Here is a 25,975-nt window from a genome sequence, read left to right on the forward strand (position 1 = left end):
ACATAGAGCACTCATCCTTAAACTCTGACCGCAAACACGTCAATATTGAGCCAAAACAAAAAACTGCAGACCCACCCATTAAAAGAGTGAATCTGCAGCTTATAAAATCAACCACTCAAGCAGGCATTGGAGTATCTGTAGGTTTTGCATAGTCTCCGTTACCGTATTCCGTGTCAATTGCGTCACGGATTTCTTTCATGGACTTGCCGTCTTGCTTCATTTGTACGGATTTCACTGCGATCTCCAGGCAAACTAGGCAACGCGTGCCATGGTCGTCCCAGACAACGGAGCCGTCTTCGCGTATTTCATCCAAGAAACAATTCATATTGCTCTTGTGCCCGGCACTATCTCCGCAGCCACAATAGCAAGGCATGTATTCCAAAACGTCCGTTGCGTTGCCCGCCACTTGATAGACCATGCGCATATCTTCTGGCTTATCCTCTAAGAATGAAGGCAGGATATCCGCTGATGCGGTCACTTCCTGCAAGTCGCCGTTTGGCAAATGTTCTGCGTGGTCATGTCCTACTTCTACCCGCGCATCTGTCGGATCAACTTCAGCAGGCTTTTCTGTAGCGCCGTTTCCGCATGCCGCAAGCGCTAAAGTCAGCGCCGTCAGTCCTGCAAGTACCTTCTTTTTCATGTATATTCCTGACTCCTTTGTATAGAGGTTATGCCTTTAGTATACAAGGTTTGCGGGAAAAACAAGCGTACAAATTCATGACAATTATGAGTTGCCCGTCATCTTGCTTGGGTCTACATATTCGTCAAATTGCGCTTCTGTCAATAAACCAGTAGAAAGTGCTGCTTCTTTCAGCGTTGTACCTTCTGTATGAGCTTTCTTCGCAATCTTCGCCGCATTTTCATAGCCGATATGTGGATTCAATGCTGTAACGAGCATCAAAGAGTTCTTCACTTTATTGTCGATTTCTTCACGGTTCGGTTCAATTCCTACCGCACAGTTATCGTTAAAGCTAATCATACCGTCAGCAAGTAATTTCGCTGATTGTAGGAAGTTGTAGATAATAACTGGTTTGAAGACGTTCAATTCGAAGTTCCCCTGGCTCGCAGAAAAACCGATTGTCGCGTCGTTACCCATTACTTGTGCCACAACCATCGTCAATGCTTCACTTTGCGTCGGGTTTACTTTACCTGGCATGATCGAGCTGCCCGGTTCGTTTTCCGGAATCGTAATTTCACCGATACCTGAACGTGGACCACTTGCCAACCAACGTACGTCATTCGCTACTTTCATCAAGTCCGCAGCCAATGCTTTCAGTGCGCCGTGTGTATAGACGACTTCATCATAGCTCGTCAATGCGTGGAATTTATTTTGTGCAGATGTAAACTCAATGCCTACAGATTTTGAAATCTCTTCTGCAACTTTATCGCCGAATCCAGCCGGTGCGTTAAGTCCTGTACCAACTGCTGTACCGCCGATTGCGAGTTCTTTCATTGTCTGGACACTTGTTTCTAGCATGCTGTGCGTTTTCTCTAGCATTCTGTGCCATCCGCTGATTTCTTGTCCTAACGTCAATGGCGTCGCGTCTTGCAAGTGCGTACGTCCAATTTTGATGATATCCGCGAAGTCTTTGGATTTCTTTTGAAGTGTTGCTGCTAGTTTATCAATTGCCGGCAATACTTCACGCTCTACCGCAATTACACCTGCTACGTGTAGCGCTGTTGGGAATGTATCGTTGGAGCTTTGTGATTTGTTGACATCGTCGTTCGGGTGTAGGCGTTCTTCCTCGCCCCATTCCTCAAGCAACTGGTTACCTCGGTTAGCGAGTACTTCGTTCATGTTCATGTTCGACTGCGTACCGCTTCCTGTTTGCCAAACGACTAACGGGAAGTGCTCGTCCCATTTGCCTTGGATAACCTCTTCTGCTGCTGCTTTAATAGCTTTCATTTTGACTTCGGATAGATTTCCGAATGAATGACTTGCGATCGCTGCTGATTTTTTCAAATGGGCAAAGGCTTGGATTACACCAAGCGGAATGCGTTCCCCGCCGATTTTAAAGTTGTGCTTACTGCGCTGTGTCTGCGCTCCCCATAACTTATCTGCTGGTACTTGTATTTCTCCGAACGTGTCATGCTCAATACGATATTCCATCTTTACATCCACCTCTCAAAGTAATAATCAGACTCTCTATCTCTATCATGCCCTATTTTCGCGCAAATTTGAATTAAAAAGGATTGGGAGTGGGAGTTATCTAGTGTGTACGATTGGATGGAAGCTCCGGCTGGCGGACGCTTTTCTAGAGGGCTCACCGCGAGTCCTCTAGAAAATCCCCCTCCGAAGCGCCAACCCCAACAGTCTCTCTACTTAAATCTCTTGCAGACGATACGCCTTCCGAACCACTGTAAAGTAGATCACTAACGCCGCGGTACTGCATGTCAATACGATAATACTAAGCGGCCAAGCCGAGCTGTCTCCTGCGAGTCCTACTAGCGGCGAAACGATTGCACCGCCGATGAAAGGCAATAGCCCGAGAAACGCCGATGCGCTTCCTGCTGACTTACCTTGACTCTGCATCGCTAGCGAAAACGCTGCCGGCGACACTAAACCAACGCTCGATACCATAAAGAATAATGCCGTCGCAATTACGGCAAGTGGCCATTCATTCCAAACCGTCAATAGAAGTAAAATGCTAGCCGTGAATGAAAGTAACACACCCGCGCGCAGGAACTTCAACTCATGAATTTTGCCAGAAAGTCGACCCGTCACTTGCGCTGCCGTAATAATCCCGACACCGTTCATCGCAAAGAACAAGGAAAACTGTTGCGCTGTGACATTATAAATATTCTGCAAAACAAACGGAGATCCTGCAATGTATGCGAACATACCCGACATGATCAAGCCTTGCGTCAACGCGATGCCTAAAAACCACTTATCCTTTAGTAGGCCACTAAACGTCTTGACGACTGCCAGCATTCCACTCTCCGCACGCGCTTCAACCGGCAATGTATCCGGCAAGAAAAATGCTGTGGATAAAAACATTAACAAACCGATCACTCCAAGTAAGAGAAATACCGTATGCCACGAAGAGTAATTCAGCACGACTCCGCCAATTATCGGTGAAAGTATCGGTGCTGATCCACTGACGATCGACAGCATTGCCATGAATTTAGTTAATTCATTTCCTACATATAAGTCACGTGCGCAAGCTCTCGCGATGACAATGCCCGCAGCGCCTGTCATACCTTGGACGAAACGTAATGCAACGAAAATCCAGATATTCGGACTAAACGCACATAGAACAGAAGCGATTGCATACACGCTGAGCGTAATGACGAGCGGCTTCCGTCTGCCATAAATATCACTTAACGGTCCGAATATGAGCTGCCCTGCACCTAAGCCGATCAAACAGGCTGTCAAACTTAATTGAACTAGTGACGTTGAAGCATTTAAATCCTCCGCCACAATCGGCAATCCTGGCAAATACATATCCATCGATAGCGGACCGAATGCGGACAGTGAGCCGAGCAATACTACGAGCCAAACAGTTGGCATAGCAATCTTTTTTTGTAATGAAGTATTCATATGTACATAACCCTTTTCTTTTATAGAATTCATTTAGTATAACAAAAGCACTTGCATTTGGTTACTTTTATACTATATGGACAATACAGCTCCACCTACCGCACCGACTAGCACGACGATCCATGGAGGCATCTTCCAAAAGGTTAGCATACTGAATAAAATGGCCGCCAATGCGAAGTCCTCTGCACGCAAAATTGAGCTTGTCCAAATTGGATTATATAATGCCGAGAGTAAAATTCCAATTACTGCGGCGTTGACACCCATGACCGCTCCTTTGATTTTCGGATGATTGCGCAAAATGTCCCAAAAAGGCAGTGCTCCGATGATCAATAGAAAGGCAGGCAAGAAAATCGCAACGGTCGCGAATAATCCACCTTGCCAACCGTTCATCACGGCACCGAGATAGGCAGCAAACGTAAACAATGGTCCCGGAACGGCTTGTGTCGCGCCGTAACCCGCTAGGAATGACTCGTTTCCGATCCATCCCGCTGGCACTAATTCCTGTTCCAATAAAGGCAAGACGACGTGTCCTCCTCCGAATACGAGCGCGCCCGATCGATAAAAGCTATCGAATAACGCGATCCAGTAAGATCCCGTCAGTTCTCGAAGCAATGGCAATATACCAAGCAAAGTAAAGAACAGTGTTAAACAAATGATTCCTGTTTTCTTTGATATGAGGAATTTGGATGAACTAGCATCTGACGAATCGTGAACTTTGAACAGCCATAACCCTACTAACCCCGCTACTATAATCACACCGACTTGTGTGAAAGCCGCTTGCCATAAAAGAGTAACAACGAGCGCTAGTAATGCGATGGCCTTACGCTTAACATCCGGTGTTAAATTCTTCGCCATTCCGAGGACCGCATGGGCAACAATCGCTACAGCCACGATCTTCAATCCATGCAACCAGCCGGCCTCACTAACATCTGAACCTGCGAGAAGCGTAGCAAACAAGATTAATGCCACTACAGACGGCATCGTGAAACCTAGAAAGGAAACTAGCCCCCCTACTACTCCTGCACGTGCCACACCCATTCCAATCCCTACCTGACTGCTTGCCGGGCCTGGAAGGAATTGCGCTAACGCTACTAAATCCGCATACCCTTTTTCATCCATCCACTTCCGTTTCCGGACATACTCTTCATGGAAATAACCTAAATGCGCGGTTGGCCCACCGAATGAAGTCAGTCCTAGTTTAAGAGAGACGATAAATAGTTCTACTAGCCTTTTTACGGAAGTAGCTGTGTGATTCTTCATTTCGATCCCCTTTCCACTTACACAATGCTTTATTGCCGATCATCTCATGCATCCATGTATTTTCAACAGATTATGGAGAACTTTACGATAACTTAACAATCGCCGGACAAATTACGGACTAAAAAAAGCCTCGCAACTATCGCTCAAATTCTACATCGTTCGCTATCTTTTTTCGCACGGTTTTTGTATGATGTAATAACTATCGATGTCAACAATAGATGGAGGAATTTAGATGCTAGGTCCACGTAAACCCGATCCGTTTTTCACAGCGTTATTGGACATCGCCAAGCATGTGCAGGAATCTATGCACTATGCGAACGATTTCAAAGTCGATTCTGTCTCTGATTTGAAAGATGTCAGCATTCGAATGAAAGAATATGAAACAGCTGGTGATACGTTAATTCATGAATTAATCACGAAATTGAATACATCGTTCATGACACCAATTGAACGGGAAGATATTTTGAATATCGCGATTGCAATGGATGATATCCTCGACGGTATGGAGCATTTTCTTGCTAATCTTGAGATGTTTTCTCTCATTGAAATCGATGAATACATGCAGAAGTTCATGATCAACATTATGAAAAGTTCAGATGAGATCGTTTTGGCGATGGAATTGCTGACGAAGAAAAAGTTAGTCGAAATGCGTACGCATGCCGTGCAAATCAAAGAGTACGAACGAATTTGCGACGAAGTGTTGCGGACTTCCATTAAGCAAATGTTCATTCGTGAAAAAGATCCCATTCGCATCATTCAATTGAAAGATCTATATGAACTACTTGAAGATACCGCAGATTTCTGTCAAGACGTAGCAAATAATATCGAAACAATCATTATGCGCAACGCGTAAGGAGTCCTAAGCGATGGATACGATTCTCATACTCACCATTCTCGTCGTGGTATTTGCCTTGGCATTCGACTTCATCAATGGTTTCCACGATACAGCCAACGCGATTGCTACTTCGGTATCGACTCGCGCATTGAAGCCACGGACTGCGATTATGCTTGCCGCCACGATGAACTTCGTTGGTGCGCTGACATTCACAGGCGTAGCAAAAACCATTACGAAAGATATTGTCGATCCGTTCTTATTAGAAAATGGTTCTCTCGTTATTTTGGCAGCACTCGTTTCCGCGATTATCTGGAACTTGGTCACGTGGTATTTTGGAATTCCTTCTAGCTCGTCGCATGCACTGATCGGCTCTATTGCCGGCTCAGCGATTGCGGCAGCCGGATTCGGCATTTTAAATTACAGTGGCTTCATTAAAATCATTCAGGCGCTGTTGCTATCTCCTATCATTGCACTCGTCGGCGGATTTCTTGTCATGACCCTATTACGTACGGTATTAAAAAATCGTAATTTATTTAAAGCCAACCGTCGGATTCGTTACATGCAAATCGGTACGGCAGCAATTCAATCGTTCACGCACGGTACGAATGATGCGCAAAAGGCGATGGGAATTATTACGATGGCGTTGATCGCAGCAGAATTGCAGACAACCGATGATATCCAATTATGGGTACGGATTGCGGCGGCGACGGCGATGGGAATCGGGACGTCAATCGGCGGATATAAGATAATCAAGACCGTTGGCGGCAAGATTATGAAAATCCGACCGATTCACGGGATTGCGTCTGATTTGAACTCCGCAGTCATTATTTTCAGCGCTACCCTCCTTCATTTACCTGTCAGCACGACGCACGTTATCTCTTCTTCTATTATGGGAGTCGGTTCAGCGCAACGCTTAAAAGGGGTGAAATGGGGAGTTGCACAGAAGATCGTTTTGACGTGGATTATCACGATGCCGATCTCTGCTTTAATGGCTGCAGTCGTCTATAAAATATTCACACTTTTCCTATAACTGCCTAAGAATCCAAGCGACCATTCTCTTCAACTAATCATTCTACTTGCTTTATCTGCCTTTTCTTGTTATGATAAAGAAGAATTATTTTTGTTCGACGTTGGTCTACGATTTATCTCGACCGTTTTTTAGAAATTGAGCAAGGATAGTAATACAATGTGTACACGAGTGTGCACGAGGAGGAAACAAACATGGAACAAGGTAAAGTAAAATGGTTTAACGCAGAAAAAGGTTATGGCTTCATCGAACGTGAAGATGGCGACGACGTATTCGTACACTTCTCAGCTATTCAAGGTGACGGATTCAAAACTCTTGAAGAAGGTCAAGACGTGTCTTTCGAGATCGAACAAGGACAACGCGGACTTCAAGCTACTAACGTAACTAAAAACTAATTTAACTATACAAACCACTTCCTTTTAGGAAGTGGTTTTTTTGTGCATTTCTTTCCATATTTGCGTAACACTTCTCTATATTTCCTTGTTATGATAAGCATAGATATGAGATGAATGAATTTTATGCATTGAGTGAGGAGGAATGACGTTGCAACGCTTCGGGAAGTTTGTAACCCAATCATATAAATGGATTTTCACGTTTTGGATTTTACTATTTGGGGTGATGACGTATTTCGCCATCCAATTGCCCGGCCTACTTGCTGGAGACGGCTTCCGTGTAGACGGTGAGCACGAACAAGTGATGAAGATTATCTCGGAAGACTTCGGCTTACCTGCAGAGTCTTTGTTTTTAGTTTTTGACGGAAAAACTGACGCAGAAATCGATACGTCACTTGATCAGCTGGAGAAGCTCGGTGTCATGTCGGATATCGTATCCCCTCTAGCTGAAAAAGCGCAGTATACGAAAGACTTATCCTATGCCTTGTTGCAATTTGATACGGCGCCTGATGATATGCCGCAAGTCGTGGAAGATATCCGCGGTGAAATCGATGGTCAACCAGGCGTGACGCTCACTGGCGGAGGAGCATTTGAACACGACGTCAACCAGGCTAGTCAACGCGATTTGATGACAGCTGAAGCAATTGGTTTGCCGATTGCGATTATTGTGTTGCTGTTTGCGTTTGGTACCATCGTGGCTTCATTCGTTCCATTGATCGTCGGCATCGGCACGGTCGTCTCTACTCTCGGCATTTTAGCATTGCTCGGCAATACGGTGGACCTTTCCATTTTCGTACTGAATATCGTACCGATGCTCGGTCTCGCCCTCTCGATCGACTTCGCGTTATTATTCATTAGTCGCTATCGGGAAGAGCTGACTAAACGCAGCGTGACAGAGTCTATCATCATGACGATTCGCACTGCTGGTCGTTCGATTATTTTCTCTGCTGTTTGTGTGTTCATTGGACTTGGTGCAATGCTTCTTATCCAAGTAGATATTTTCATGAATATCGCACTCGGAGGGATGATTGTCGTCGGGATGGCGGTCGTTTCTTCCCTTACTCTTCTGCCTTCCGTTCTGCTGATGCTCGGTGATCGCATCCATAAAGGACGTTTGCTAAAAGAGCGTGGCGAAGATGCGAACGGTTGGAGAAAGTTTGCGCATTATGTAATTAAGCGCCCCGTTACGATTGCGATCGTAGCATTTGTGTTACTTGCCATTGCTGTAATTCCAGTAAAAAATATGGAATTAACGATCCCGCAGATTGATTCACTACCGGAAACCTTTGATACTCGTGTAGCTTTTGAACAGATGCAAGATACATTTGGTTTAGGCGACGAGAGCACTGTTTTCTTGATCGCAGAGCGTGACGGTAGTTGGAAGACGACGGAAGGTCTTCACGACATGTTAACGTTACAAGATCAGTTGACGGACGATGCTTTGGTCAAAGATATTTCGACGGCCTTTACGATCAGCAGAATTGATAATGTTGCGCAATGGGAGCAAACGCTTCGTATTCCGCAAATGTACGACCAGCTCAATCCGGTATTGAAGAAATTCACAGACAGCGGTAACCGCTTGTTCATTCCCGTGACATTACAGGCTGCCGGCAGTTCGAATGAAGCACAAGACTGGATCCGCGATTGGTCAGAGAAAGATACCGGTTTTAACATTTTGCTTGGCGGTGAACCGCGGTTTAACCAGGAAATCTTCGATGAAATAGCGGATCACATCGTATACGTATTGCTCATTATCATCGTCTCTACCTTCTTCATCTTGATGTTCGCATTCCGTTCATTGATCATTCCGGTGAAGGCGATTCTGATGAATATTCTCGGATTATCCGCAACATTCGGCATTCTCGTCTATATATTCCAGTATGGCCACTTCGGATTAAATCCGGGGACCGTAGCGCTCATCATTCCAGTCATCGTCTTCAGTCTCGTGTTTGGCTTGAGCATGGACTATGAAGTATTCTTAATCTCGCGCATGCAAGAAGAGTTCGCGCAGTCGTTCGATAATGATAAATCTACAGTCGAAGGACTGGCCACGACGAGTAAAGTCATCACGTCTGCCGCGCTGATTATGATCGTTCTAACAGGCGCCTTTGCGTTTACAGACGTCATGCCCGTGAAGCAAATCGGCGTCGGGATTGCAGTTGCAGTGGCGATCGATGCGACGATTATCAGACTGTTGCTAGTTCCGAGCTTAATGAAACTGTTTGGCAAATGGAACTGGTGGTTGCCGTTTGGTAAAGGCTTGTATCGTTCGAATAGCCAGAAATATAGTGTAAAAAAATAAAAAGTGCCTGTTGAGAATTGTATATTCTCAACAGGCTCTTCTTCTTTTATTGCCAACCAAATGTGCCGATTTCGGTATACGACTGGTTGTCCAATGATTGATGATTTTTTTGTGTAGGATTATTTTTGAAGGTAGTCTGAACCATTAATACGACGCCCACTACCGCCACAATCAACACGACAATCAGCCAAATCGCAACTGTTTTACCCTTCATTCGATATCACTCCTGTAGCTGTTATTTCGTTTTGACGGAAAAGCCTTCTTCTTTCAAATAACTTGCCGCCTCACCGTAATCTCCGAAGCCTTCTTCCAAGTTTACTTCATGGTAAATATTAAAGAAGCCATCTTCTTCAAGAAGTGTCAGCATCTGACCATTGGAATTCTGCCATGTTTCTGCGATCGTTTCAGGTTCCTCTACTTCTGTCGCCAATCCTTCAATTGCCGCACGAATCACTGCACGGAATTCATCCGCAGAGTATTCGCGTACATTGACTAGACCGCGGTCATCTGCCTCATAGCCTTTCACATCTGCTACGTAAACAAATGCGTTACCGTTCGGGTGCAAATGCTGCACGACTACCGTTTTATCGTATAAAGACTCTTCATAATGATAGTTCAAGCGCTTCATAGACACTTCTTTCTTCACTAACTCCGGGAACTCTTCTATAATCTGTTGTTTCTCTTCAAATGTTAACATATTTTTTCCTTCTTTCTCTTGATATTCAGTGTTCATCTTGTTCGCCATTCTGTAATCAGGACAAGCAATATAACGACTGCAATTGCGACTATATAAAACCAGGAAGGTACACTGCTCACACCACCGAACATGCCATCCACTCCTTCCAAACTTCCATTCTTTTTTTAGTATACCCTTTTTCCTGCTACTCTGGAGGATAATTTTCAACATTTCATAGTTACCACTGTATTGCTGAGGGGGAAACAGAGTATAATGTGATGGAGGAGTGGGTTTCTTATGATAAAACGCCTGTTTCAGTTACTCTTTCTCGCCGTACTACTCTACGCTTTCAAGCCCTTATGGGAAGGCCCGGTATCAGAACACGTGGATTTATCGTTTCTCGATCCGCTTGATGCCAAAGTAGAAACTGTGCTGAACGAGGAAGTAGTTGGATCTGCGCTTGACTATACAAAAGCATCGATTGTCGATTTAATTACATTCATTTCCGAAAAAGCAAACGGAAGCAGTCCCCCAGAGGAAGTTGCCCAACCTGTGCTCGATGCGCCGGCAACAGGTATTATTTCTATTCACAATATCGAAATCGGTACAACCGAAGCACAAGTGAAGGAAAAGCTCGGAGACCCTACGCGGAAATCCGTTAATGAATACGGCACAGAATGGCTGACGTTCCATGATAACTATCAGAACTTTGTCATGCTGTCATACGATATTAAACGTCGCGTCAATGCGATTTATACAAATGATCGCCTGATTGCTTCATCTATCGGTATCGAATACGGCGTGCCAAAAGCAGAAGTACGTCAAGGACTCGGCGAACCAATCTCTGAAATCCGTAAAGGGACAAACATTTATAAGTTGCAAAACGATGAGGGCATGGACATCTTTCATTCAGATGGACTCTATATGTATGTTTTTTATGATCTGCATAATGAAAATACCGTAACCGCAGTACAATTAATCTCGGATTCGCTAGAGCAAAGAAAGTCCGCTCTCTACGCCCCTCAAAACGATGCGATGCGCCAAGGCTTTGAGATGCAATTATTTGATTTGACGAACGCGGCAAGAGTTCGCCACGGTCGTTCCATTTTAACATGGGATGAACTCGCATCTGAAACGGCACGTCTACATAGTACCGATATGGCAGTGCAAGATTACTTCAGCCATGAAAACTTACAAGGCGAGTCCCCTTTCGATCGCATGAAAAAACAAGGCGTCCAATTCGTCAGTGCCGGTGAAAATCTAGCATACGGTCAATCAAGCAGTATTTTTGCACACGAAGGGCTAATGAATTCAAAAGGCCACCGAGAAAACATATTAATCCGCGACTATCAGTTCCTTGGGATCGGTGTAGATTTCAACGACAAAGAACAGCCATTTTATACGGAAAACTTCTTCGCTAAGTAAGGGAATTTCCTTTCATTACGGCTAGTTATCCAGTAAAATAAAGAGAAGGGCATGGGTAGATCCCAGACCTTCACTACAGCATTAAAGGAGATTATCAATTGAAAAAATTTGCTGCATTTTTCCTCGCTGCGACGTTGATTTTGTCGCCAATCGGGAACATCATCTTCCAAGATGAAATTACTGCCGAAGCACGTGGCTATAAGTCTGGTAAGAAGAGCTTCAGTACACCTAACCGTGTACAACCGAACAAAGCAGAAAAGAAACAAGATACCAATCAAAGTAACGATAAAGCAACAGCAGGTAAGACAGCTAAGAAGCCAGGCGGTATGGGTGGCGGCTTGATGAAAGGTCTATTCGTTGGTGGACTGGCAGGTCTATTATTCGGCAGCTTGTTTGCGAATATGGGTATGCTTGGATCCATTATGGGCTTGCTCATTAACGTGTTAGCGATTGTCTTCATCATTTACATGGTTCGGAAGATTTTCGCGATCTTCAAAGAGAAAGAGCGTAAACGCAATGAGGACATGAATCAATGGAACAACAGATAATTTACGAACAGGACGTAGTAAATGCAGTATGTGTATTGATTGCAAAAGAGTCACGTGCAATGCCAGACGACGTGGAAGTCGAACTTGCTTACGATGACGACACTGGGTTTTCAGCAGATGCCGAGCTAAACGGCAAGATGCATCATTTGGATACCTCCCGTCTAGTCGAAGCGCTTCGCCTTTGGATCGAGCAGTATCTCGATCAGGATCCGATGGCAGCAGGCATTCAGCTAAAGCTGGATGATGAAGAAGGGATTATCGCGATTGTTCGATAATCAACAGGACGCCCCTTTCCGGGAGGGCGTTCTTTTTTTCGTGTTCAATAGTTTTTCAATAGTTTAATGGAGAGGCTGGCAGTGGTGTTGGGGGTGGGGAATGGTGCTTCGGAGGGGACGCTTTCCGGAGGGCGGGCGGTGAACCACACCCCTTCGCTTCGCTCGCTGGGTGTTTCACCTGTCCCACTGATCCTCCAGGAGTCGCCCCTCCTACGCACCAATCCCTTACAGTGTGGGTGGGTGATACTTTTCGTTGCGCATTAAAGTAAGTGTTGTAATACACTTTTGAACTTCAGTACTTGAATTAAAATAAGTTAAGACAAAACAATAATTCACACACTATCGACAGTAAGTGTTCTTAGTCCTTCCACTATAAAAGTAGGTTGGAAGCGGAAGTTGGGGGCGAAGTGCAAAGATGTGCTCATAACGCTGCGCTTTTACTCGCAAAAGCCGTTCTTCGTTACGGCTCTTCCCGATGGATCAGCCCGATCAGGTGAGACAACCAATAGGGAGCTCGCGACCTGGTTGGCTCACCGCGGGCCCATGGAAAAGCGTCCGCCAACTGGAGCTTCCATCCCACGTACTCACTAAGTAACTCACTCTTTCCAAGCACTTGCACTTGCACTTGCACTTGCACTTGCACTTGCACTTAAACAAGTCGAAACAACACAAAAAAAGATGCCCCAAAACTCCGGGACATCCTACTTTATTACTTCATATTCTCAGATGTAATCTCAGCACAAGCAAATGGCGTTCCTGAATCACCAGCTGGATCCGTTACGTTATCATCCGGACCTTCATGGATAACCAAAGCTGTTCCGTCTTCATCAATTAATGAATTGTCTTTTCCGGACTCAAGCGTAACTGCATCTGTCGTTACAGTAACTTTTGCGTTCCCTTCTTCATCCGCCACAAGATTCTCCAAGTCTCCTGCATGGTGTCCTTCCGGATTCTCTAACCCGTGTTTTTTATCCGTTGGGTTAAAGTGACCGCCAGCCGACTCTTTAAAGTCCGGTGCTGTACAGACGCCCGTTTCATGGAAGTGCATCCCGTGTTCACCTGGCTCAAGCCCCGTTACGTCAATGTCCATCGCTACGCCAGACGGTCCTTGCGTTAGCGTTACAGAACCGATTTCTTCTCCGTCAACATTCATAACCGGCGCCATCACTTCAGGCTCCGCTGTTCCCTCTTCTTCCACGACTGGATCACCGCTGCCGTTCACCGGTTCTTTTTCTTCATCCGCCGCGCCACCGCAGGCTGCCATCAATAATGCCGAGCCCAATACAATACTAGGTAGTTTCCACATAATTAAATTCCTCCTCGTGTAAGTTATGTACATTACTGCTCATTACCGCTTGGATAATGAACTCATAGTGTGTAGTGTACCCTATTTAACGCAATTCTAACATGTAAACGGGATTTTATGAGCGGAGCATGTGCTGGATAGAGCGGATAATCTGTGACATTGAGCGGACGCCACCATGCAATGAGCGGTTAACGACTGACTTTGAGCAGATTTAGCATTGCATAGAGCGCTTAAACACTAACTTTGAGCGGATCTAGGGTCGCATTGAGCGATTAAGGGGATGACTTTGCACGGATCCATTGGTTACCTCCTGACCTTGAGCAGCCATAGATAGAAAGCATCGCATTGAGCGCTCCCCCCCATGACATAGAGCGGAGCCAAGACTACATTGAGCATTTATAAGGACTGATAGAGCACTCGCCCAGAAACTAAGAGCGGATAAGCCACAATATAGAGCACTCAGCCAAATTAATGAGCGGCCCTCCTTCTTACCCCCTTCCCTTCATTCCACACAAAAAAAACACTCCAAGGAATTACCCTCAGAGTGCTCACTAACCATATTACATTCCACAACACTTAATCTTCAATCAGCGGATACACACCGTTCTCATCATGCGTTTCTGTTCCAACGACTGGCGGGTTAAAGACACAAATCAAGCGCATGTCTTCTTTTCCACCGCGCAAATAATGCTCGTCGTGTTCATTCAACGCATACATCGTACCATCTTTGATCGGATAGACTTTGCCGTCTGCGATCGTTTCAATTTCTCCATCGCCTGCTACACAGTAGACAGCTTCTAGGTGGTTTTGGTAATGGATATGTGTCTCAGTTCCAGCATAAATAATCGTTTCGTGGAACGAGAAGCCCATATTATCTTTCTTTAGCAAGAAACGTCGGCTTGCCCACGTTTCTGCTTTTGTTTCATTTTCGCTACCAATGATTTCATCTACTGTACGTACTATCACTGAACATTCTCTCCCTTAGTTTTTAACAATTTCTTCAATCGCTTCTTCTAGAATATCAAAGCCTTGATCGATACCTTCTTCATCCATAATCAATGAACCGAGGAATTTGACGACTTCGCCTTCAGGTCCAGACGTTTCAATGATCAAGCCTTTTTCAAATGCTTTTGCACAGATTTTATCCGCATAGTCTTCCTTGCCTTCACCACAGACGATTCCTTGCATGAAGCCGCGGCCACGTGTTGTAGCTTTCAACTGTGGATAGTCTTCGACGATGGTTTCCATACGCTTCGTGATGAGCTTAGATTTTTCTTGTACCGATTTAGCGAATTCATCTGTTTCCCAGTACGATAAAGCTTCTGTCGCTGTCAAAATCGCCATATTGTTGCCGCGGAATGTTCCGTTATGCTCAGCTGGACCGAATGTATCATATTCTGGTTTGATCAGCGTGAGTGCTAATGGTAATCCGTAGCCACCAATGGATTTGGATAGACAAACGATGTCCGGTTTAATGCCGGCTGGTTCAAAACTGAAGAAAGTTCCAGTACGTCCACAACCTGCTTGCACATCATCGACAATTAATAAGATATCGTAATTTCTGCATAGACGTTCCACTTCCCGCAACCACTTAAAGCTTGCCGGATTGATGCCGCCTTCCCCTTGTACCGTTTCGAGAATCATAGCTGCTGGCAAATCCAAGCCACTGCTTGCATTTGCTAAATACTTTTTCAGGAAGTTCAATGATTGTCCTTCTTCTAAAAACGTATCAAACGGCATAGAGGTCGTATTGGTAAGCGGTACTCCTGCTCCACCACGGTTGTATGAGTTGCCTGTTACAGACAACGCACCAAGCGTCATGCCATGGAAACCATTCGTAAAGCTCACAATATTTTGACGTCCCGTAACTTTGCGGGCGATTTTCAGCGCACTTTCGACTGTATTCGTCCCAGTAGGACCAGGAAACATTACTTTATAGTTCATGTTTCGCGGCTGCAAGATCACTTCGTTAAATCGTTCAAGAAATTCTTTTCGGACCGTTGTCCCCATATCCAAACTATGTGAAATTCCATCGTCTTGAATATATTCAATCAGCTTTTCTTTCATTCTATCGTTATTGTGGCCGTAGTTTAAAGCACCTGCGCCGGCGAAGAAATCGATATATTCTTTACCTTCCGTATCCCACATCTTATAGCCTTTTGCTTTGTTGAATACTGTTGGGAAACTTCTGCTGTAACTTCTCACTTGCGACTCGCGATTCTCGAATACTTCCATTACTTTCTGACTTTTTGTCAGTACCATGTGTAATTAATTCCTCCGTTAGATTCTGTATTTTCCAGTGTCATGTTGCGGCAATCGGCTTGTTTCTCAGAATGGTCCAATGCGGAACAGTTCTTCTGATTCATGCCCGCCACCAGGGAATTGATCTTTCGTATAGCCATCCGTTATCGTGCATTCCGTCTCCAAATCGCGTGCTAAGCCTGTAAATAACTTAGTAGACGCCTCATTAGATGGTGTGACGGTCGCTTCTAGATAGCGAATATTCCGACATGCATTACTTTGCAAAATCGTATGCAACATACGGGAAGCTATACGCTTACCACGTACCGATTCATCGACTGCGACTTGCCAGATAAACAATGTATCTTGCGCTTTCGGTTGAATAAAGCCTGAAATGAAGCCTACAAGCTTTCCGTGATCTTCTACGATAATACTCGTGTCACTGAATTGGTCTGCCCACAGCAAATAGCTATAGGAAGAGTTTAAATCCAGTACGTTCGTATCTTTAATGAGCTGCCAGATGAACTTTCCATCGTCTACAGTCGGAATACGAAATGAATACGGATCGTTCGGATCTAGCCCTGCAATCGAAACTTTGTGTTTTGTGTCCAAACAGTTTCTCCTCCAAGTTCTCTTACATGTAGTTGTACAAGTATTCATCATCTGTGAATTTCTAAGATGTGCGCTTCGTTACCCGAGAACACGATCTACTTATAATACGTTCGTCGAATAGTCATCAATGTGAGGTTTTTACGGACCGAGCACATACACTCGGCAGATTCTAGTTATGAATCAAGCGGATATAGCAAGGGTACTTACGTAGAAAAGCCAAAATGGAGATTCGTGCTGGCTACTATGGGTGCTATCTTTCTGCCTTGCGGTATGAAGAGCAAAAAAGAGCGCCTTTACAAAAGCGGGGAGCTTTTGTTCATGGAAACAGCAGATAGATTAAAGATTCGCTGATATGAAAGACACTTTCATTATCTAAAATTTACTACCATACGCATTCATCCAACCAACGTTCCCACACTGGCGAAGAAGCAAACTAGGTGTCGCCTGTGACACTGGTTGCTATTATAGGAAACTCTGAAAACGTTGTCAACAGTAAATATATCATTTTATTTATTTGATTAAAAAGTAAAGCGCGACTAAGGCAGTCAGCGTATAGCCTGAGAGAGAATATAAAAAACCGGAAACATTTTTCGTTTCCGGTTGAATTTTATGAAAATAATATCTTTTCTAATTCCATTGGTGCAATATATGTATCGCCTTGATAGACGCGCATATTGCCTCCTGAAATTTCATCGATTAACATGATATTTCGCTCAGGATCGCGACCAAACTCTAATTTAATATCATATAGCTCTAAACCTTTTTCTGCCATCTCTGATCGGACTACTTCAGAAATTTGCTGAGTTAATTCTTTAAGAGTTGCGTATTCTTCATGCGTCAAAATGTGAAGTTGTGCCAAAGCATCTTCTGAAATAGGTGGATCTTGACGTTCATCGTCTTTCAATGTCACTTCCACGAAAGCATCGAGTACTTGTCCTTCTTCAGCATACGCACCGAATCTGCGCAAGAAACTTCCGACCGCACGGTATCGACAAATCACTTCTAATCCTTTACCAAAGACCGTAGCAGGCTTCACCGTCATCGTTACTTCATCTAGATCAGCATCGATGTAATGTGTCGGTATGTTTTGCTCCGCCAATTTCTCAAAAAAGTATTGTGTCATGCGAAGTCCGGACTTTCCGGCGCCATCAATTGTCAGGCCTACTGTGTTGGCACCTGGATCGAATACACCATCTTCCCCTGTTACATCATCCTTGAATTTCAATAGCACGTGGCCATCTTCCAAGCGGTAGACGTCTTTCGTTTTACCAGAATAGGTTAATTTCATCCGTACGATTCTCCTCTATTCATAAATGTGTACTACTTATTCAGTATAAAGCACTTTGGTCAGAAGAAAAAGTCTTGTTTGACGAATCTTGACAGGCGTCAAGGCAGTGTACACAAAAATTTCTTATACTTAAGATAATAAATACAAACGAAAAGGATGAGGAAAATGAAAAAAGCCGTATTTTTAATGGAGCCATTCAGCTGCCCATCATGTGTTAAGAAAATTGAAGGTGCCCTATCCCGAGCGAAAGGTGTACAACAAGTAAAAGTATTATTCCACTCCAGTAAAGTTCGGGTCGAGTTTGATGAATCTGTCGTAGAAGCCAATGAATTGCAGGAATTAATTGTCAAACTCGGCTATCCAGTTCTCAATCAAAAAGTCTCATAAAGAGGAGGTATTCAAATGAATGCAAAACAAACTGTGCGCATCACTTCCCTATCCGCGATGTTGCTTGGTATAGCGATCATCTTGCACTTCGCGGGCTTTCATGACGCGCGTCAGATTACATTAATCGCTGCCACTATCATTGCGGGTACTCCGATTGCTATAAAAGCGTGGAAAGCTATTCGAATGAAAGCTTTCAGTATTGAGCTTCTTGTCACCATCGCTGTAATCGGTGCACTGTTTATCGGCGAGTATGTAGAATCCGCGGCAGTGACTTTCCTATTTTTATTTGGAGCATTACTTGAAATTCGTACAATGGAGAAAACACGCTCTTCCCTCAAAGCACTTGTTGATCTGGCCCCGCTAGAAGCGAGTGTCCTTCGGGATGGTAAACTTGTCACGATTGCTGTTGATGACGTAGAAATCGGTGACCGGGTAATCGTTCGCTCAGGTGAACAAGTTCCGGTAGACGGTCCGATTGTTTCAGGAAATGCTTCTCTAAATGAAGCAGCCATCACAGGAGAATCGGTACCCGCATCCAAATCACTAGATGATCAAGTATTTAGCGGGACGTTAGTAGACAATGGCTATATTGAAATAATTGCAGAACGTGTAGGTGACGATACAGCATTCGCTCGTATTATCGAGCTAGTCGAAGAAGCACAAGAAGCCAAGTCGAAAACTCAAAAATTCTTAGAGCGATTTGCTAACATTTATACACCTTCCATCGTCATCCTATCGATTATCGTCTATATATTCACACGCAATATCGAAATGACATTAACATTCCTTGTCATCGCTTGTCCTGGTGCCCTCGTCATTTCAGCCCCCGTCTCGATCGTAGCCGGAATTGGTAACGGAGCCCGTCACGGCGTGCTCATTAAAGGTGGCGACGTGATGGAGCAATTGGCGAAAATCGACACTGTCGTCTTTGATAAAACAGGTACTTTAACTAAAGGACGTCCAGAAGTTACTGACATCCATAGCTTTGGCATCGACAAAGAAGAGCTACTACGCTTAACTGCAGAAGCTGAACTGATGTCTGAACACCATCTCGGTCAAACGATCGTTCGCGAAGCAAAAAAACGCTTGATTCATTTAAAACACCAAGCACAAGACGCACAAGTTATGAAAGGTAACGGACTTCTTGCTGAAGTAGATGGCCAACAACTGGCAGCTGGTAACCGAAAGCTGATGATCTCACAAGGTATAGCTATCTCTCCAACTATAGAAGAGTATGCATCCAAGCGAGAAAAAGCAGGTAACACAGCCGTGTTCATCAGTATTGGAGGAGAAATCGCAGGTATTATTTCCATAGCGGATCAAATCCGTCCAGAAGCCGCGGCTGCCCTAGCTAAACTACGAAGAAATGGTATCAAACAAATGATTATGCTAACCGGCGACAATGTACACACCGCCCGACTCGTTGGCGAACAACTTGGTCTCGATAGCGTCTATGCGGAGCTGCTACCTGAAGACAAAGTAGCCGCTGTCCAAAAGTTGAAAGCGCAAGGACATCGAGTAGCGATGGCAGGTGACGGAATCAATGATGCGCCGGCAATCGCCACTGCAGATATCGGACTGGCAATGGGTAAAGGCGGAACAGATATTTCCATGGAAACAGCGGATATCGTCTTGATGGCGGATCGACTGGATCAATTCGCCCACGCCTATGCATTATCGAAAGCGACTGTGAACAATATGAAGCAAAACACTTTCTTCGCAGTCGGCACAGTAGTTTTATTGCTAATCGGTGTACTGCTAGGCAAAGTCTTCCTAGCATCCGGCATGCTTATCCACGAAGCAAGTGTGCTTCTTGTCATATTGAACGCCATTCGATTAATACGCTATACTAGTGACAAAGTGTCCAATCGAAATGTAAGCGAGGTGAAGGTGAATGAGTCAGCAGCCCCACAATAACACGACCGATCATCGAATGTGTGTATCGCTTGTTCCACTGTTCAATCACTTGGAAAAAGATCAGATGAAGCACATTGTAGAACTTGCACGAAGCACCCCCTACCCACGTGGACAAATTATTTACAATGAAGGCGACCGCTCCGAAGGCTTGTATATTTTGCATAAAGGACGAATCAAAATATATCGCCTGTCAGAAAACGGCAAAGAGCAGATCGTACGAATTTTAGAGCCGGGAGATTTCACAGGCGAGCTATCGTTATTTGATGCTAAACCTCATGACGCCTATGCAGAAACACTCGAACCCGTAGAACTATGTGTTATTCAACGGGACCAAATGCAGCAACTTCTACAAGAACATCCCGCGATTTCATTGAAGATGTTAGAGGAGTTCTCTTCCCGCCTCGCCCGAACGGAACAACGAGCGGCGCGAATCGGTATGGAATCAGCAGAAACGCGTATCGCACTTTACCTAGTTGACTTATCAGAAGAACAAAGACAATTGATAGTCGAGTTACCAATGAGTCGCAAAGACCTTGCCTCTCACTTAGGGACGACACCCGAGACAATCAGTCGAAAGTTAAGCGCCTTCGAAGAGTCTGGCTGGATTCGCCAGTCCAGTATGAAAGCAGTAGAAATTCTAGATTTGGATGCTTTATTGCTTTTATAAAAGAAACGCTTTTCATTCTATCGTACACGTGATAGGCTAGTTCTGAAAACCAAATATTTTGACCATTAGGGGAATCCTTTACAAGGACTGAGAAAAGAGTGTGGCTCTGAAACCCTTATTACCTGAACAGGTTAGCACCTGCGGAGGGAAGTGGCGAGTCGTTCCGTATGTATTTCTGTCGACATTTCTACCACTTTCCGATTCGGGAAGTGGTTTTTTCTATTGGAGGGGAATGAATGAAATTATTGGGCGTGACCGACGACCGTCTTTCGGTGGATGAACTGACACTACATTTGTTGCGCACAGCACCGTTTCTTGATGCCATCATTTTGCGAGAAAAGTCCAAGTCAGATGAACAGCTAGTAGATCTAGTTACCCGTCTTGCAAGTACTGAATTCCCACTCGACAAGCTTATTCTTCATGCCAGACCTCACTTGGCTAGAAGACTGAAGCTCAAAAAAGTGCAACTGACTGGCTATGGAATGTCGTTACAGGATGCACATCGAGAATTCCCCGAGCTCTCTTTTGGTTGCTCGATTCATTCATTGGAAGAAGCAAAGGTAGCTATGGATGAGGGAGCAAACTGGCTATTGTACGGTCATGTTTTCGAAACGTCATCGAAACCTGGGCTGCCAGCGCGTGGAACGGAAGAGTTGTTTTCTATTGCACAGTGTAGTTCGATTCCTGTGTATGCAATTGGTGGAATTCAGCCGCATCACTTACCTAATTTACAGCAAAATCACGTGACAGGCGTGGCCGTATTATCCCCTATGCGTTCACTGAAAACTTTGCAGAGTTATAGAAAAGGAGAGGTATCTCATGGAGAAAATGATTGATCTGAACGGCAATTCGTACCCCGTCATTCCTGAAGTAGAGACGATCCAGCAGTTACTTGAGCACTTAGGGCTTGGCGATCGTATTTTGATCGTGGAGAAAAACAAGGAAATTTTGCAGAAAGATCACTACGACGCACCGATCATGGACCGAGACCAAATTGAAATCATACATTTTGTAGGAGGCGGATGAACATGTTAAAAATTGCAGATAAAGAATTCTCTTCACGTTTATTACTAGGCACAGGGAAATATCCTTCATTTGATATTCAAAAGCAAGCAGTGGCGGTGTCAGAAGCAGAGATTCTGACATTTGCGGTACGACGCATGGATATTTTTGAAGCTTCGCAACCCAATTTCCTCGAACAACTTGATTTAACGCGCTATACATTGCTTCCGAATACAGCAGGCGCTAGCACAGCGGAAGAAGCCGTACATATCGCACGTCTCGCCAAAGCTTCCGGACTTTGCGACATGGTGAAGGTGGAAATCATCGGCTGTAGCCGTTCGCTGCTTCCTGATCCTGTGGAAACATTACGCGCGTCTGAAATGCTGTTAGAGGAAGGTTTCATTGTATTACCCTATACTTCAGACGATGTAGTACTTGCGAGAAAACTATGTGAATTAGGTGTCCACGCTATCATGCCGGGTGCTGCGCCAATCGGCTCGGGCAGAGGCATTCTAAATCCGTTGAATTTGTCATTTATCATTGAGCAGTCCAATGTACCCGTCATTATTGACGCAGGGGTCGGCTCTCCAAAAGACGCTGCTTTCGCGATGGAACTCGGTGCAGACGGTGTATTGCTGAACACAGCCGTATCGGAAGCAGCCAATCCCGTCATGATGGCCGAGGCAATGAAGCTCGCAATTGAAGCGGGACGTCTCGGTTATAAAGCTGGACGTATGCCGGTCCGCGATTACGGCGTGGCTAGCAGTCCAACTGAAGGGCTTGTGACGACTTGAACAGTAAATATTCTCGGCAAGAGCTGTTTGCACCCATCGGACCAATCGGGCAACAGCGTATCCGCGAAGCAAAAGTTTTCGTCTTAGGAGCTGGTGCTCTTGGCTCTTCAGGAGCGGAGATGCTAGTGCGGGCAGGCGTCGGCGAACTGACCATTGTCGATCGCGATATTTTGGAATGGACTAATCTTCATAGACAGCAATTATACTCAGAACAAGATGTCATCGATCAATTGCCGAAAGCAATCGCTGCGGAAAGCCGATTGCGCGCGATCAACAGCGACGTGAAAGTTCGTGGGATTGTGGCGGATGTGACGCCTGAAAATGTCCTTGAATTATTCGAAGGCCATCATTTCATTCTCGATGGCACAGATAATATCGAAACTCGATTACTCGCAAATGACGCCGCATTACAACTCGGCATCCCCTTCTTCATGGGCGCTTGCGTCGGTAGCTATGGGCTGACATTTCCTATTGGTGTAAAAGAAGGAACGCCCTGCTTACATTGTCTGCTCGAAGCGTTGCCGCCACAGTCTTTAACATGCGATACAGTCGGCGTCATCTCGCCCATCGTCGTCACGACTGCCGCCCGTCAAACCGCGGAACTGCTGAAGTGTATCACGGGGGCGACGATGGAACCCCGCCTGGAATCCGTCGATCTCTGGACAGGCGAACGTGCCGCCATGAACGTACAAAGCATGAAAAAACCTACTTGTCCAAGTTGCTCAGACACCCCTGTCTATCCTTACTTGTCTGCCAATGAAGTAATTCGTACAGCCGTACTATGCGGACGCGACACGGTTCAACTGACATGGCCGAAGAACCGACAAGTTGAGCTGATGCCATTTGCTAATTCCATTCGCGATATTGTTTCTAATTTAAAGCAAAACCCTTATTTAGTTTCCTGTGAATATAACGACCATCGACTCGTGTTATTCCGCGATGGCCGGATGTTGGTGCATGGAACGAAGGATATTACGGCCGCGCGGAAGATCGTGGCAGGTTTGCTTGGGTGACGATTGGATCTTAGGTAGAGCGGTTGTGCGTGGTTTTATAAGCGGGTAGCGGGTCACTTTGAGCGGATGCCAACACTATTGAGCGCAGCCATGATTTTATGAATGAGCTACACGATTGAACTTGGCATTGAGCGGGTAACACGTCACTTTGAGCGGATCGCAAGCAGTATAGAGCGCCCCAGCAGTTTTATGAGCGGGTAACTCACCGCATAGAGCGGCTAGCGTGTCACTTTGAGCGGATCGCAAGCAGTATAGAGCGCCCCAGCAGTTTTATGAGCGGATAACTTACCGCGTAGAGCGGCTAGCGTGTCACTTTGAGCGGATCGCAAGCAGTATAGAGCGCCCCAGCAGTTTTATGAGCGGATAACTTACCGCGTAGAGCGGCTAGCGTGTCACTTTGAGCGGATTGCCAACACTATTGAGCGCGCCCACGATTTTATGAGCGAGCTCAATAGTAAACTCTATATCAGGTGCCCATCAAAACACCATCATAAAAAACGCTCCGGAAAGCCCTAAAACGGCCGTCCGAAGCGTTTATTTCATTAAAATTCTAGCCGTACACTTACTCAGTCACATCCGCCTCAGCCGAACTCTCTAGCCTCAATACACCATCCGTCATCTTGTACACTTTATCTACGTACTTGATCAATCGTACGTCATGCGTCACGACAATGGTTGCCGTTTGATTGGACTTCGTTTCATTTCGTAACAACTCCATTACTTCAAACGCACGATCAGAATCGAGCGAAGCAGTAGGCTCATCTGCCAAAAGTATCGCCGGCTTACTGAACAGCGCTTTGGCAATCGCCACACGTTGACGCTCGCCGCCCGATAAATCGGAAGGATAATTCTTATGCAACTTGGTAATACCTAAATCCTCGTATAACTTACGTTGCTCGTCTTTCGACATATTGTCTTTCTTCACTTTGTTTAGCAATTCGAGTTGCTCGTCAACAGTTAAGAACGGGACAAGATTGGAAGCTTGTAATATAAAACCAATTTCCTGCAAACGAATTTTAGAACGTTGCTTTTCATTTAGCTGCGATAATTCTTTGCCGTTAATGATGACTTCGCCCTCGCTTGGTGTTTGTAGACCCCCAGCCACCGTCAGGAACGTACTTTTACCTGAACCGGATGGACCGATGACTGCGACCAATTCGCCACGTTCGACTACAAAATTGGTCTCTTTCATCGCTTCAACGAGCGTATTGCCTTCACCGAACGTCTTTTTCGCGTTTCGTAATTCGAGTACCATCGTTTTACCCTCCTATCGCTTCGAGCGGATCAATTCGGATAATCGTCCAAACCGAAATGACAGCTCCGAGAATCGCCACTACTATTAAGATCAAACCATAAATAATCATGGTAGGTATATCAAACATGATAGGCACTGCGTTAGGTAAGAAACTTCCCGCAAGTAATGTCAGACCAAATGCGAGGACAACCCCGATTAGCGCAAGAATGAATGTCTGCGCGATAACTGATCTTGCCAAATAGGCACTGGAAATCCCTTGCGCTTTCATTAGGCCAAACATGCTGATTTTCTGTACTGTCAACACGTACAAGAAAATCGCAACGATTGCAGCCGAGATAACGAATAGGAAATAAATCATATATGTTAACGTCAAATTCTGCTCAGTATAACCCGGCAGATTCTCAATGAACGTTTCCGTTTCAATGATTTCCGTATTGTCTGGCAAGGATAGTGCATCCCATTCTTTGTCTTTAATGACAATTGCGTTGACAATATCTTTATTCATTGTATACGCGTCTCCAAATTTAATTTTCTGCATGTCATTTAACTTCATGTAAAGTATAGGTGATGCATTAAAACGAGCCTTTTCCGTAAAGCCGACAATCGTCAGTTCCGTATCAGATGAAGATAGCTCCAGCGTATCGCCGATCTTAAAGCCTTCATCTTTCAACACATCCGATGCTACCACACCGTTTTGAACATAAAACGTCGGGTCCCCTTCACTGACTTCCGGCTTGATAAACTCATCTCGATCAATACCGAAGAGCATAACGTTTTGCTTGGTGTCACCGTTGTTCGCAATGGCACCCATTTGACTGACAACAGCTGTTTCTTTCGCATCTAGCTCATCGGCTACTTCTTTGTTGAGTGCCGATTCGTATAAACTTTTATCGGATTCCTCTGTCAGTAACACCGCATCAACTTTCCATGTGTCAATCGCTTCTCTGTTCATGCTGGCTAACCCATTTGCCAGTCCTGATAGGAAGAACACGAGGAACGACACCAATAGCAAGATCGATGTAATGAGTAAAAACCGTAATTTGTTCTTTTTAATTTCACTCCAAGCTAAAAACATGCATTCTCACTTCCTTTATAAGAAATTTTTGCTTTTTCTTTCGATATACCATAAATCGATGAAATGCTTTGCGCAATTATTCATTTTACTCTACTGATATAAATATACTGCTATCCCTTAGTTTGTTTACACTTTGT

General features: G+C 44.9%; 27 protein-coding genes and 1 riboswitch. Of the genes, 14 read left to right on the forward strand and 13 right to left on the reverse strand.

Annotated features, from left to right (window positions below):
• Positions 1-115: 115 nt before the first annotated feature.
• The 4 genes from CSV68_RS13470 to chrA form a co-directional block, all read right to left on the reverse strand.
• Positions 116-640 (reverse strand): PCYCGC motif-containing (lipo)protein, encoded by a 525-nt coding sequence (locus tag CSV68_RS13470; RefSeq protein WP_099662385.1) that lies wholly within the window; start codon positions 638-640, stop codon positions 116-118.
• Positions 641-724: 84 nt separating this feature from the next.
• Entirely contained in the window at positions 725-2,110 is a 1,386-nt protein-coding gene (fumC, locus tag CSV68_RS13475) for a class II fumarate hydratase (RefSeq protein WP_099662386.1), read from the reverse strand.
• A 213-nt stretch (positions 2,111-2,323) separates the two neighbouring features.
• On the reverse strand, positions 2,324-3,541 hold the full coding sequence (locus CSV68_RS13480; RefSeq protein ID WP_099633946.1) for a multidrug effflux MFS transporter: 1,218 nt from the start codon (positions 3,539-3,541) through the stop codon (positions 2,324-2,326).
• A 72-nt stretch (positions 3,542-3,613) separates the two neighbouring features.
• Positions 3,614-4,801 (reverse strand): chromate efflux transporter, encoded by a 1,188-nt coding sequence (chrA, locus tag CSV68_RS13485; RefSeq protein WP_099662387.1) that lies wholly within the window; start codon positions 4,799-4,801, stop codon positions 3,614-3,616.
• Positions 4,802-5,033: 232 nt separating this feature from the next.
• Between chrA and CSV68_RS13490 the strand changes: the two genes are divergently transcribed.
• The 4 genes from CSV68_RS13490 to CSV68_RS13505 all read left to right on the forward strand — a co-directional run bounded on the left by CSV68_RS13490 (position 5,034) and on the right by CSV68_RS13505 (position 9,357).
• Positions 5,034-5,654 (forward strand): DUF47 domain-containing protein, encoded by a 621-nt coding sequence (locus tag CSV68_RS13490; RefSeq protein WP_099633944.1) that lies wholly within the window; start codon positions 5,034-5,036, stop codon positions 5,652-5,654.
• A 13-nt stretch (positions 5,655-5,667) separates the two neighbouring features.
• On the forward strand, positions 5,668-6,666 hold the full coding sequence (locus CSV68_RS13495; RefSeq protein WP_099633943.1) for an inorganic phosphate transporter: 999 nt from the start codon (positions 5,668-5,670) through the stop codon (positions 6,664-6,666).
• A gap of 191 nt (positions 6,667-6,857) precedes the next feature.
• Positions 6,858-7,058 (forward strand): cold-shock protein, encoded by a 201-nt coding sequence (locus CSV68_RS13500; RefSeq protein WP_009766462.1) that lies wholly within the window; start codon positions 6,858-6,860, stop codon positions 7,056-7,058.
• Positions 7,059-7,200: 142 nt separating this feature from the next.
• Positions 7,201-9,357, forward strand: coding sequence for an MMPL family transporter (locus CSV68_RS13505; RefSeq protein WP_199175034.1), 2,157 nt, complete (start codon positions 7,201-7,203; stop codon positions 9,355-9,357).
• Positions 9,358-9,403: 46 nt separating this feature from the next.
• On the opposite strand, the gene CSV68_RS17210 is transcribed toward CSV68_RS13505, so the two are convergent.
• Both CSV68_RS17210 and CSV68_RS13510 read right to left on the reverse strand, forming a co-directional pair.
• On the reverse strand, positions 9,404-9,571 hold the full coding sequence (locus CSV68_RS17210) for a hypothetical protein (protein ID WP_158232159.1): 168 nt from the start codon (positions 9,569-9,571) through the stop codon (positions 9,404-9,406).
• 21 nt (positions 9,572-9,592) lie between these two features.
• A complete protein-coding gene (locus CSV68_RS13510) occupies positions 9,593-10,054 on the reverse strand; it encodes a hypothetical protein (protein ID WP_099634016.1) in 462 nt (153 codons plus the stop codon).
• 276 nt (positions 10,055-10,330) lie between these two features.
• Here CSV68_RS13510 and CSV68_RS13515 point away from each other — a divergent pair, with 276 nt between their 5' ends.
• From CSV68_RS13515 to CSV68_RS13525, 3 genes are all read left to right on the forward strand, one after another.
• Complete coding sequence (locus CSV68_RS13515) at positions 10,331-11,458, forward strand: CAP domain-containing protein (protein ID WP_099662389.1); 1,128 nt, start codon at positions 10,331-10,333, stop codon at positions 11,456-11,458.
• Between the two features lie 98 nt (positions 11,459-11,556).
• Complete coding sequence (locus tag CSV68_RS13520; protein WP_085427907.1) at positions 11,557-12,006, forward strand: hypothetical protein; 450 nt, start codon at positions 11,557-11,559, stop codon at positions 12,004-12,006.
• Positions 11,991-12,281 (forward strand): DUF2653 family protein, encoded by a 291-nt coding sequence (locus tag CSV68_RS13525; protein ID WP_099627715.1) that lies wholly within the window; start codon positions 11,991-11,993, stop codon positions 12,279-12,281. Before CSV68_RS13520 ends, CSV68_RS13525 begins: the two co-directional genes overlap by 16 nt.
• A gap of 709 nt (positions 12,282-12,990) precedes the next feature.
• Here the strand turns inward: CSV68_RS13525 and CSV68_RS13530 are convergent.
• The 5 genes from CSV68_RS13530 to CSV68_RS13550 form a co-directional block, all read right to left on the reverse strand.
• Positions 12,991-13,587 carry a superoxide dismutase family protein gene (locus tag CSV68_RS13530; protein ID WP_233192924.1) on the reverse strand — a complete coding sequence of 199 codons (597 nt, stop codon included), beginning with the start codon at positions 13,585-13,587 and terminating at the stop codon, positions 12,991-12,993.
• A gap of 576 nt (positions 13,588-14,163) precedes the next feature.
• Positions 14,164-14,553 carry an ectoine synthase gene (locus tag CSV68_RS13535; protein WP_099633938.1) on the reverse strand — a complete coding sequence of 130 codons (390 nt, stop codon included), beginning with the start codon at positions 14,551-14,553 and terminating at the stop codon, positions 14,164-14,166.
• 15 nt (positions 14,554-14,568) lie between these two features.
• Positions 14,569-15,849: a diaminobutyrate--2-oxoglutarate transaminase gene (gene ectB, locus CSV68_RS13540; protein ID WP_099662391.1), complete on the reverse strand. Its 1,281-nt coding sequence runs from the start codon at positions 15,847-15,849 to the stop codon at positions 14,569-14,571.
• A 66-nt stretch (positions 15,850-15,915) separates the two neighbouring features.
• Positions 15,916-16,440, reverse strand: coding sequence for a diaminobutyrate acetyltransferase (gene ectA / locus CSV68_RS13545; RefSeq protein ID WP_233190416.1), 525 nt, complete (start codon positions 16,438-16,440; stop codon positions 15,916-15,918).
• A gap of 607 nt (positions 16,441-17,047) precedes the next feature.
• Positions 17,048-17,728, reverse strand: coding sequence for a phosphoribosylaminoimidazolesuccinocarboxamide synthase (locus tag CSV68_RS13550; protein ID WP_085427902.1), 681 nt, complete (start codon positions 17,726-17,728; stop codon positions 17,048-17,050).
• Positions 17,729-17,893: 165 nt separating this feature from the next.
• Here CSV68_RS13550 and CSV68_RS13555 point away from each other — a divergent pair, with 165 nt between their 5' ends.
• The 7 genes from CSV68_RS13555 (at position 17,894) to CSV68_RS13585 (ending at position 23,508) form a co-directional block, all read left to right on the forward strand.
• Positions 17,894-18,115, forward strand: a complete 222-nt coding sequence (locus CSV68_RS13555) for a heavy-metal-associated domain-containing protein (protein WP_099633936.1) — start codon at positions 17,894-17,896, stop codon at positions 18,113-18,115.
• A gap of 15 nt (positions 18,116-18,130) precedes the next feature.
• Positions 18,131-20,032 (forward strand): heavy metal translocating P-type ATPase, encoded by a 1,902-nt coding sequence (locus CSV68_RS13560; RefSeq protein ID WP_099662392.1) that lies wholly within the window; start codon positions 18,131-18,133, stop codon positions 20,030-20,032.
• The gene (locus CSV68_RS13565) at positions 20,010-20,699 is read left to right on the forward strand and encodes a Crp/Fnr family transcriptional regulator (RefSeq protein WP_099662393.1); all 690 of its coding nucleotides are present in this window, start codon (positions 20,010-20,012) and stop codon (positions 20,697-20,699) included. Before CSV68_RS13560 ends, CSV68_RS13565 begins: the two co-directional genes overlap by 23 nt.
• Before the next feature lie 57 nt (positions 20,700-20,756).
• Positions 20,757-20,865: riboswitch (TPP riboswitch) on the forward strand.
• A gap of 70 nt (positions 20,866-20,935) precedes the next feature.
• The gene (locus CSV68_RS13570; RefSeq protein ID WP_099662394.1) at positions 20,936-21,535 is read left to right on the forward strand and encodes a thiamine phosphate synthase; all 600 of its coding nucleotides are present in this window, start codon (positions 20,936-20,938) and stop codon (positions 21,533-21,535) included.
• Positions 21,519-21,725, forward strand: coding sequence for a sulfur carrier protein ThiS (gene thiS, locus CSV68_RS13575; protein WP_099633932.1), 207 nt, complete (start codon positions 21,519-21,521; stop codon positions 21,723-21,725). The genes CSV68_RS13570 and thiS overlap by 17 nt, the downstream gene beginning before the upstream one ends.
• On the forward strand, positions 21,722-22,495 hold the full coding sequence (locus CSV68_RS13580; protein ID WP_099625385.1) for a thiazole synthase: 774 nt from the start codon (positions 21,722-21,724) through the stop codon (positions 22,493-22,495). The genes thiS and CSV68_RS13580 overlap by 4 nt, the downstream gene beginning before the upstream one ends.
• Positions 22,492-23,508, forward strand: a complete 1,017-nt coding sequence (locus tag CSV68_RS13585) for a ThiF family adenylyltransferase (protein ID WP_099633931.1) — start codon at positions 22,492-22,494, stop codon at positions 23,506-23,508. Before CSV68_RS13580 ends, CSV68_RS13585 begins: the two co-directional genes overlap by 4 nt.
• A gap of 562 nt (positions 23,509-24,070) precedes the next feature.
• Here CSV68_RS13585 and CSV68_RS13590 read toward each other — a convergent pair.
• Entirely contained in the window at positions 24,071-24,763 is a 693-nt protein-coding gene (locus CSV68_RS13590; protein WP_099633930.1) for an ABC transporter ATP-binding protein, read from the reverse strand.
• 4 nt (positions 24,764-24,767) lie between these two features.
• Positions 24,768-25,838: an ABC transporter permease gene (locus CSV68_RS13595; protein ID WP_099633929.1), complete on the reverse strand. Its 1,071-nt coding sequence runs from the start codon at positions 25,836-25,838 to the stop codon at positions 24,768-24,770.
• Positions 25,839-25,975 lie beyond the last annotated feature (137 nt).

Source organism: Sporosarcina sp. P29 (assembly GCF_002743265.1).
Taxonomy (GTDB): Bacteria; Bacillota; Bacilli; order Bacillales_A; family Planococcaceae; genus Sporosarcina.

Coding starts and splice junctions, on each gene's coding strand:
- CSV68_RS13470 (WP_099662385.1), bottom strand. CDS start 640: ATGAAAAAGAAGGTACTTGCAGGACTGACGGCGCTGACTTTAGCGCTT.
- fumC (WP_099662386.1), bottom strand. CDS start 2,110: ATGGAATATCGTATTGAGCATGACACGTTCGGAGAAATACAAGTACCA.
- CSV68_RS13480 (WP_099633946.1), bottom strand. CDS start 3,541: ATGAATACTTCATTACAAAAAAAGATTGCTATGCCAACTGTTTGGCTC.
- chrA (WP_099662387.1), bottom strand. CDS start 4,801: ATGAAGAATCACACAGCTACTTCCGTAAAAAGGCTAGTAGAACTATTT.
- CSV68_RS13490 (WP_099633944.1), top strand. CDS start 5,034: ATGCTAGGTCCACGTAAACCCGATCCGTTTTTCACAGCGTTATTGGAC.
- CSV68_RS13495 (WP_099633943.1), top strand. CDS start 5,668: ATGGATACGATTCTCATACTCACCATTCTCGTCGTGGTATTTGCCTTG.
- CSV68_RS13500 (WP_009766462.1), top strand. CDS start 6,858: ATGGAACAAGGTAAAGTAAAATGGTTTAACGCAGAAAAAGGTTATGGC.
- CSV68_RS13505 (WP_199175034.1), top strand. CDS start 7,201: ATGACGTTGCAACGCTTCGGGAAGTTTGTAACCCAATCATATAAATGG.
- CSV68_RS17210 (WP_158232159.1), bottom strand. CDS start 9,571: ATGAAGGGTAAAACAGTTGCGATTTGGCTGATTGTCGTGTTGATTGTG.
- CSV68_RS13510 (WP_099634016.1), bottom strand. CDS start 10,054: ATGTTAACATTTGAAGAGAAACAACAGATTATAGAAGAGTTCCCGGAG.
- CSV68_RS13515 (WP_099662389.1), top strand. CDS start 10,331: ATGATAAAACGCCTGTTTCAGTTACTCTTTCTCGCCGTACTACTCTAC.
- CSV68_RS13525 (WP_099627715.1), top strand. CDS start 11,991: ATGGAACAACAGATAATTTACGAACAGGACGTAGTAAATGCAGTATGT.
- CSV68_RS13530 (WP_233192924.1), bottom strand. CDS start 13,587: ATGTGGAAACTACCTAGTATTGTATTGGGCTCGGCATTATTGATGGCA.
- ectB (WP_099662391.1), bottom strand. CDS start 15,849: ATGGTACTGACAAAAAGTCAGAAAGTAATGGAAGTATTCGAGAATCGC.
- CSV68_RS13550 (WP_085427902.1), bottom strand. CDS start 17,728: ATGAAATTAACCTATTCTGGTAAAACGAAAGACGTCTACCGCTTGGAA.
- CSV68_RS13555 (WP_099633936.1), top strand. CDS start 17,894: ATGAAAAAAGCCGTATTTTTAATGGAGCCATTCAGCTGCCCATCATGT.
- CSV68_RS13560 (WP_099662392.1), top strand. CDS start 18,131: ATGAATGCAAAACAAACTGTGCGCATCACTTCCCTATCCGCGATGTTG.
- CSV68_RS13565 (WP_099662393.1), top strand. CDS start 20,010: ATGAGTCAGCAGCCCCACAATAACACGACCGATCATCGAATGTGTGTA.
- CSV68_RS13570 (WP_099662394.1), top strand. CDS start 20,936: ATGAAATTATTGGGCGTGACCGACGACCGTCTTTCGGTGGATGAACTG.
- thiS (WP_099633932.1), top strand. CDS start 21,519: ATGGAGAAAATGATTGATCTGAACGGCAATTCGTACCCCGTCATTCCT.
- CSV68_RS13580 (WP_099625385.1), top strand. CDS start 21,722: ATGAACATGTTAAAAATTGCAGATAAAGAATTCTCTTCACGTTTATTA.
- CSV68_RS13590 (WP_099633930.1), bottom strand. CDS start 24,763: ATGGTACTCGAATTACGAAACGCGAAAAAGACGTTCGGTGAAGGCAAT.
- CSV68_RS13595 (WP_099633929.1), bottom strand. CDS start 25,838: ATGTTTTTAGCTTGGAGTGAAATTAAAAAGAACAAATTACGGTTTTTA.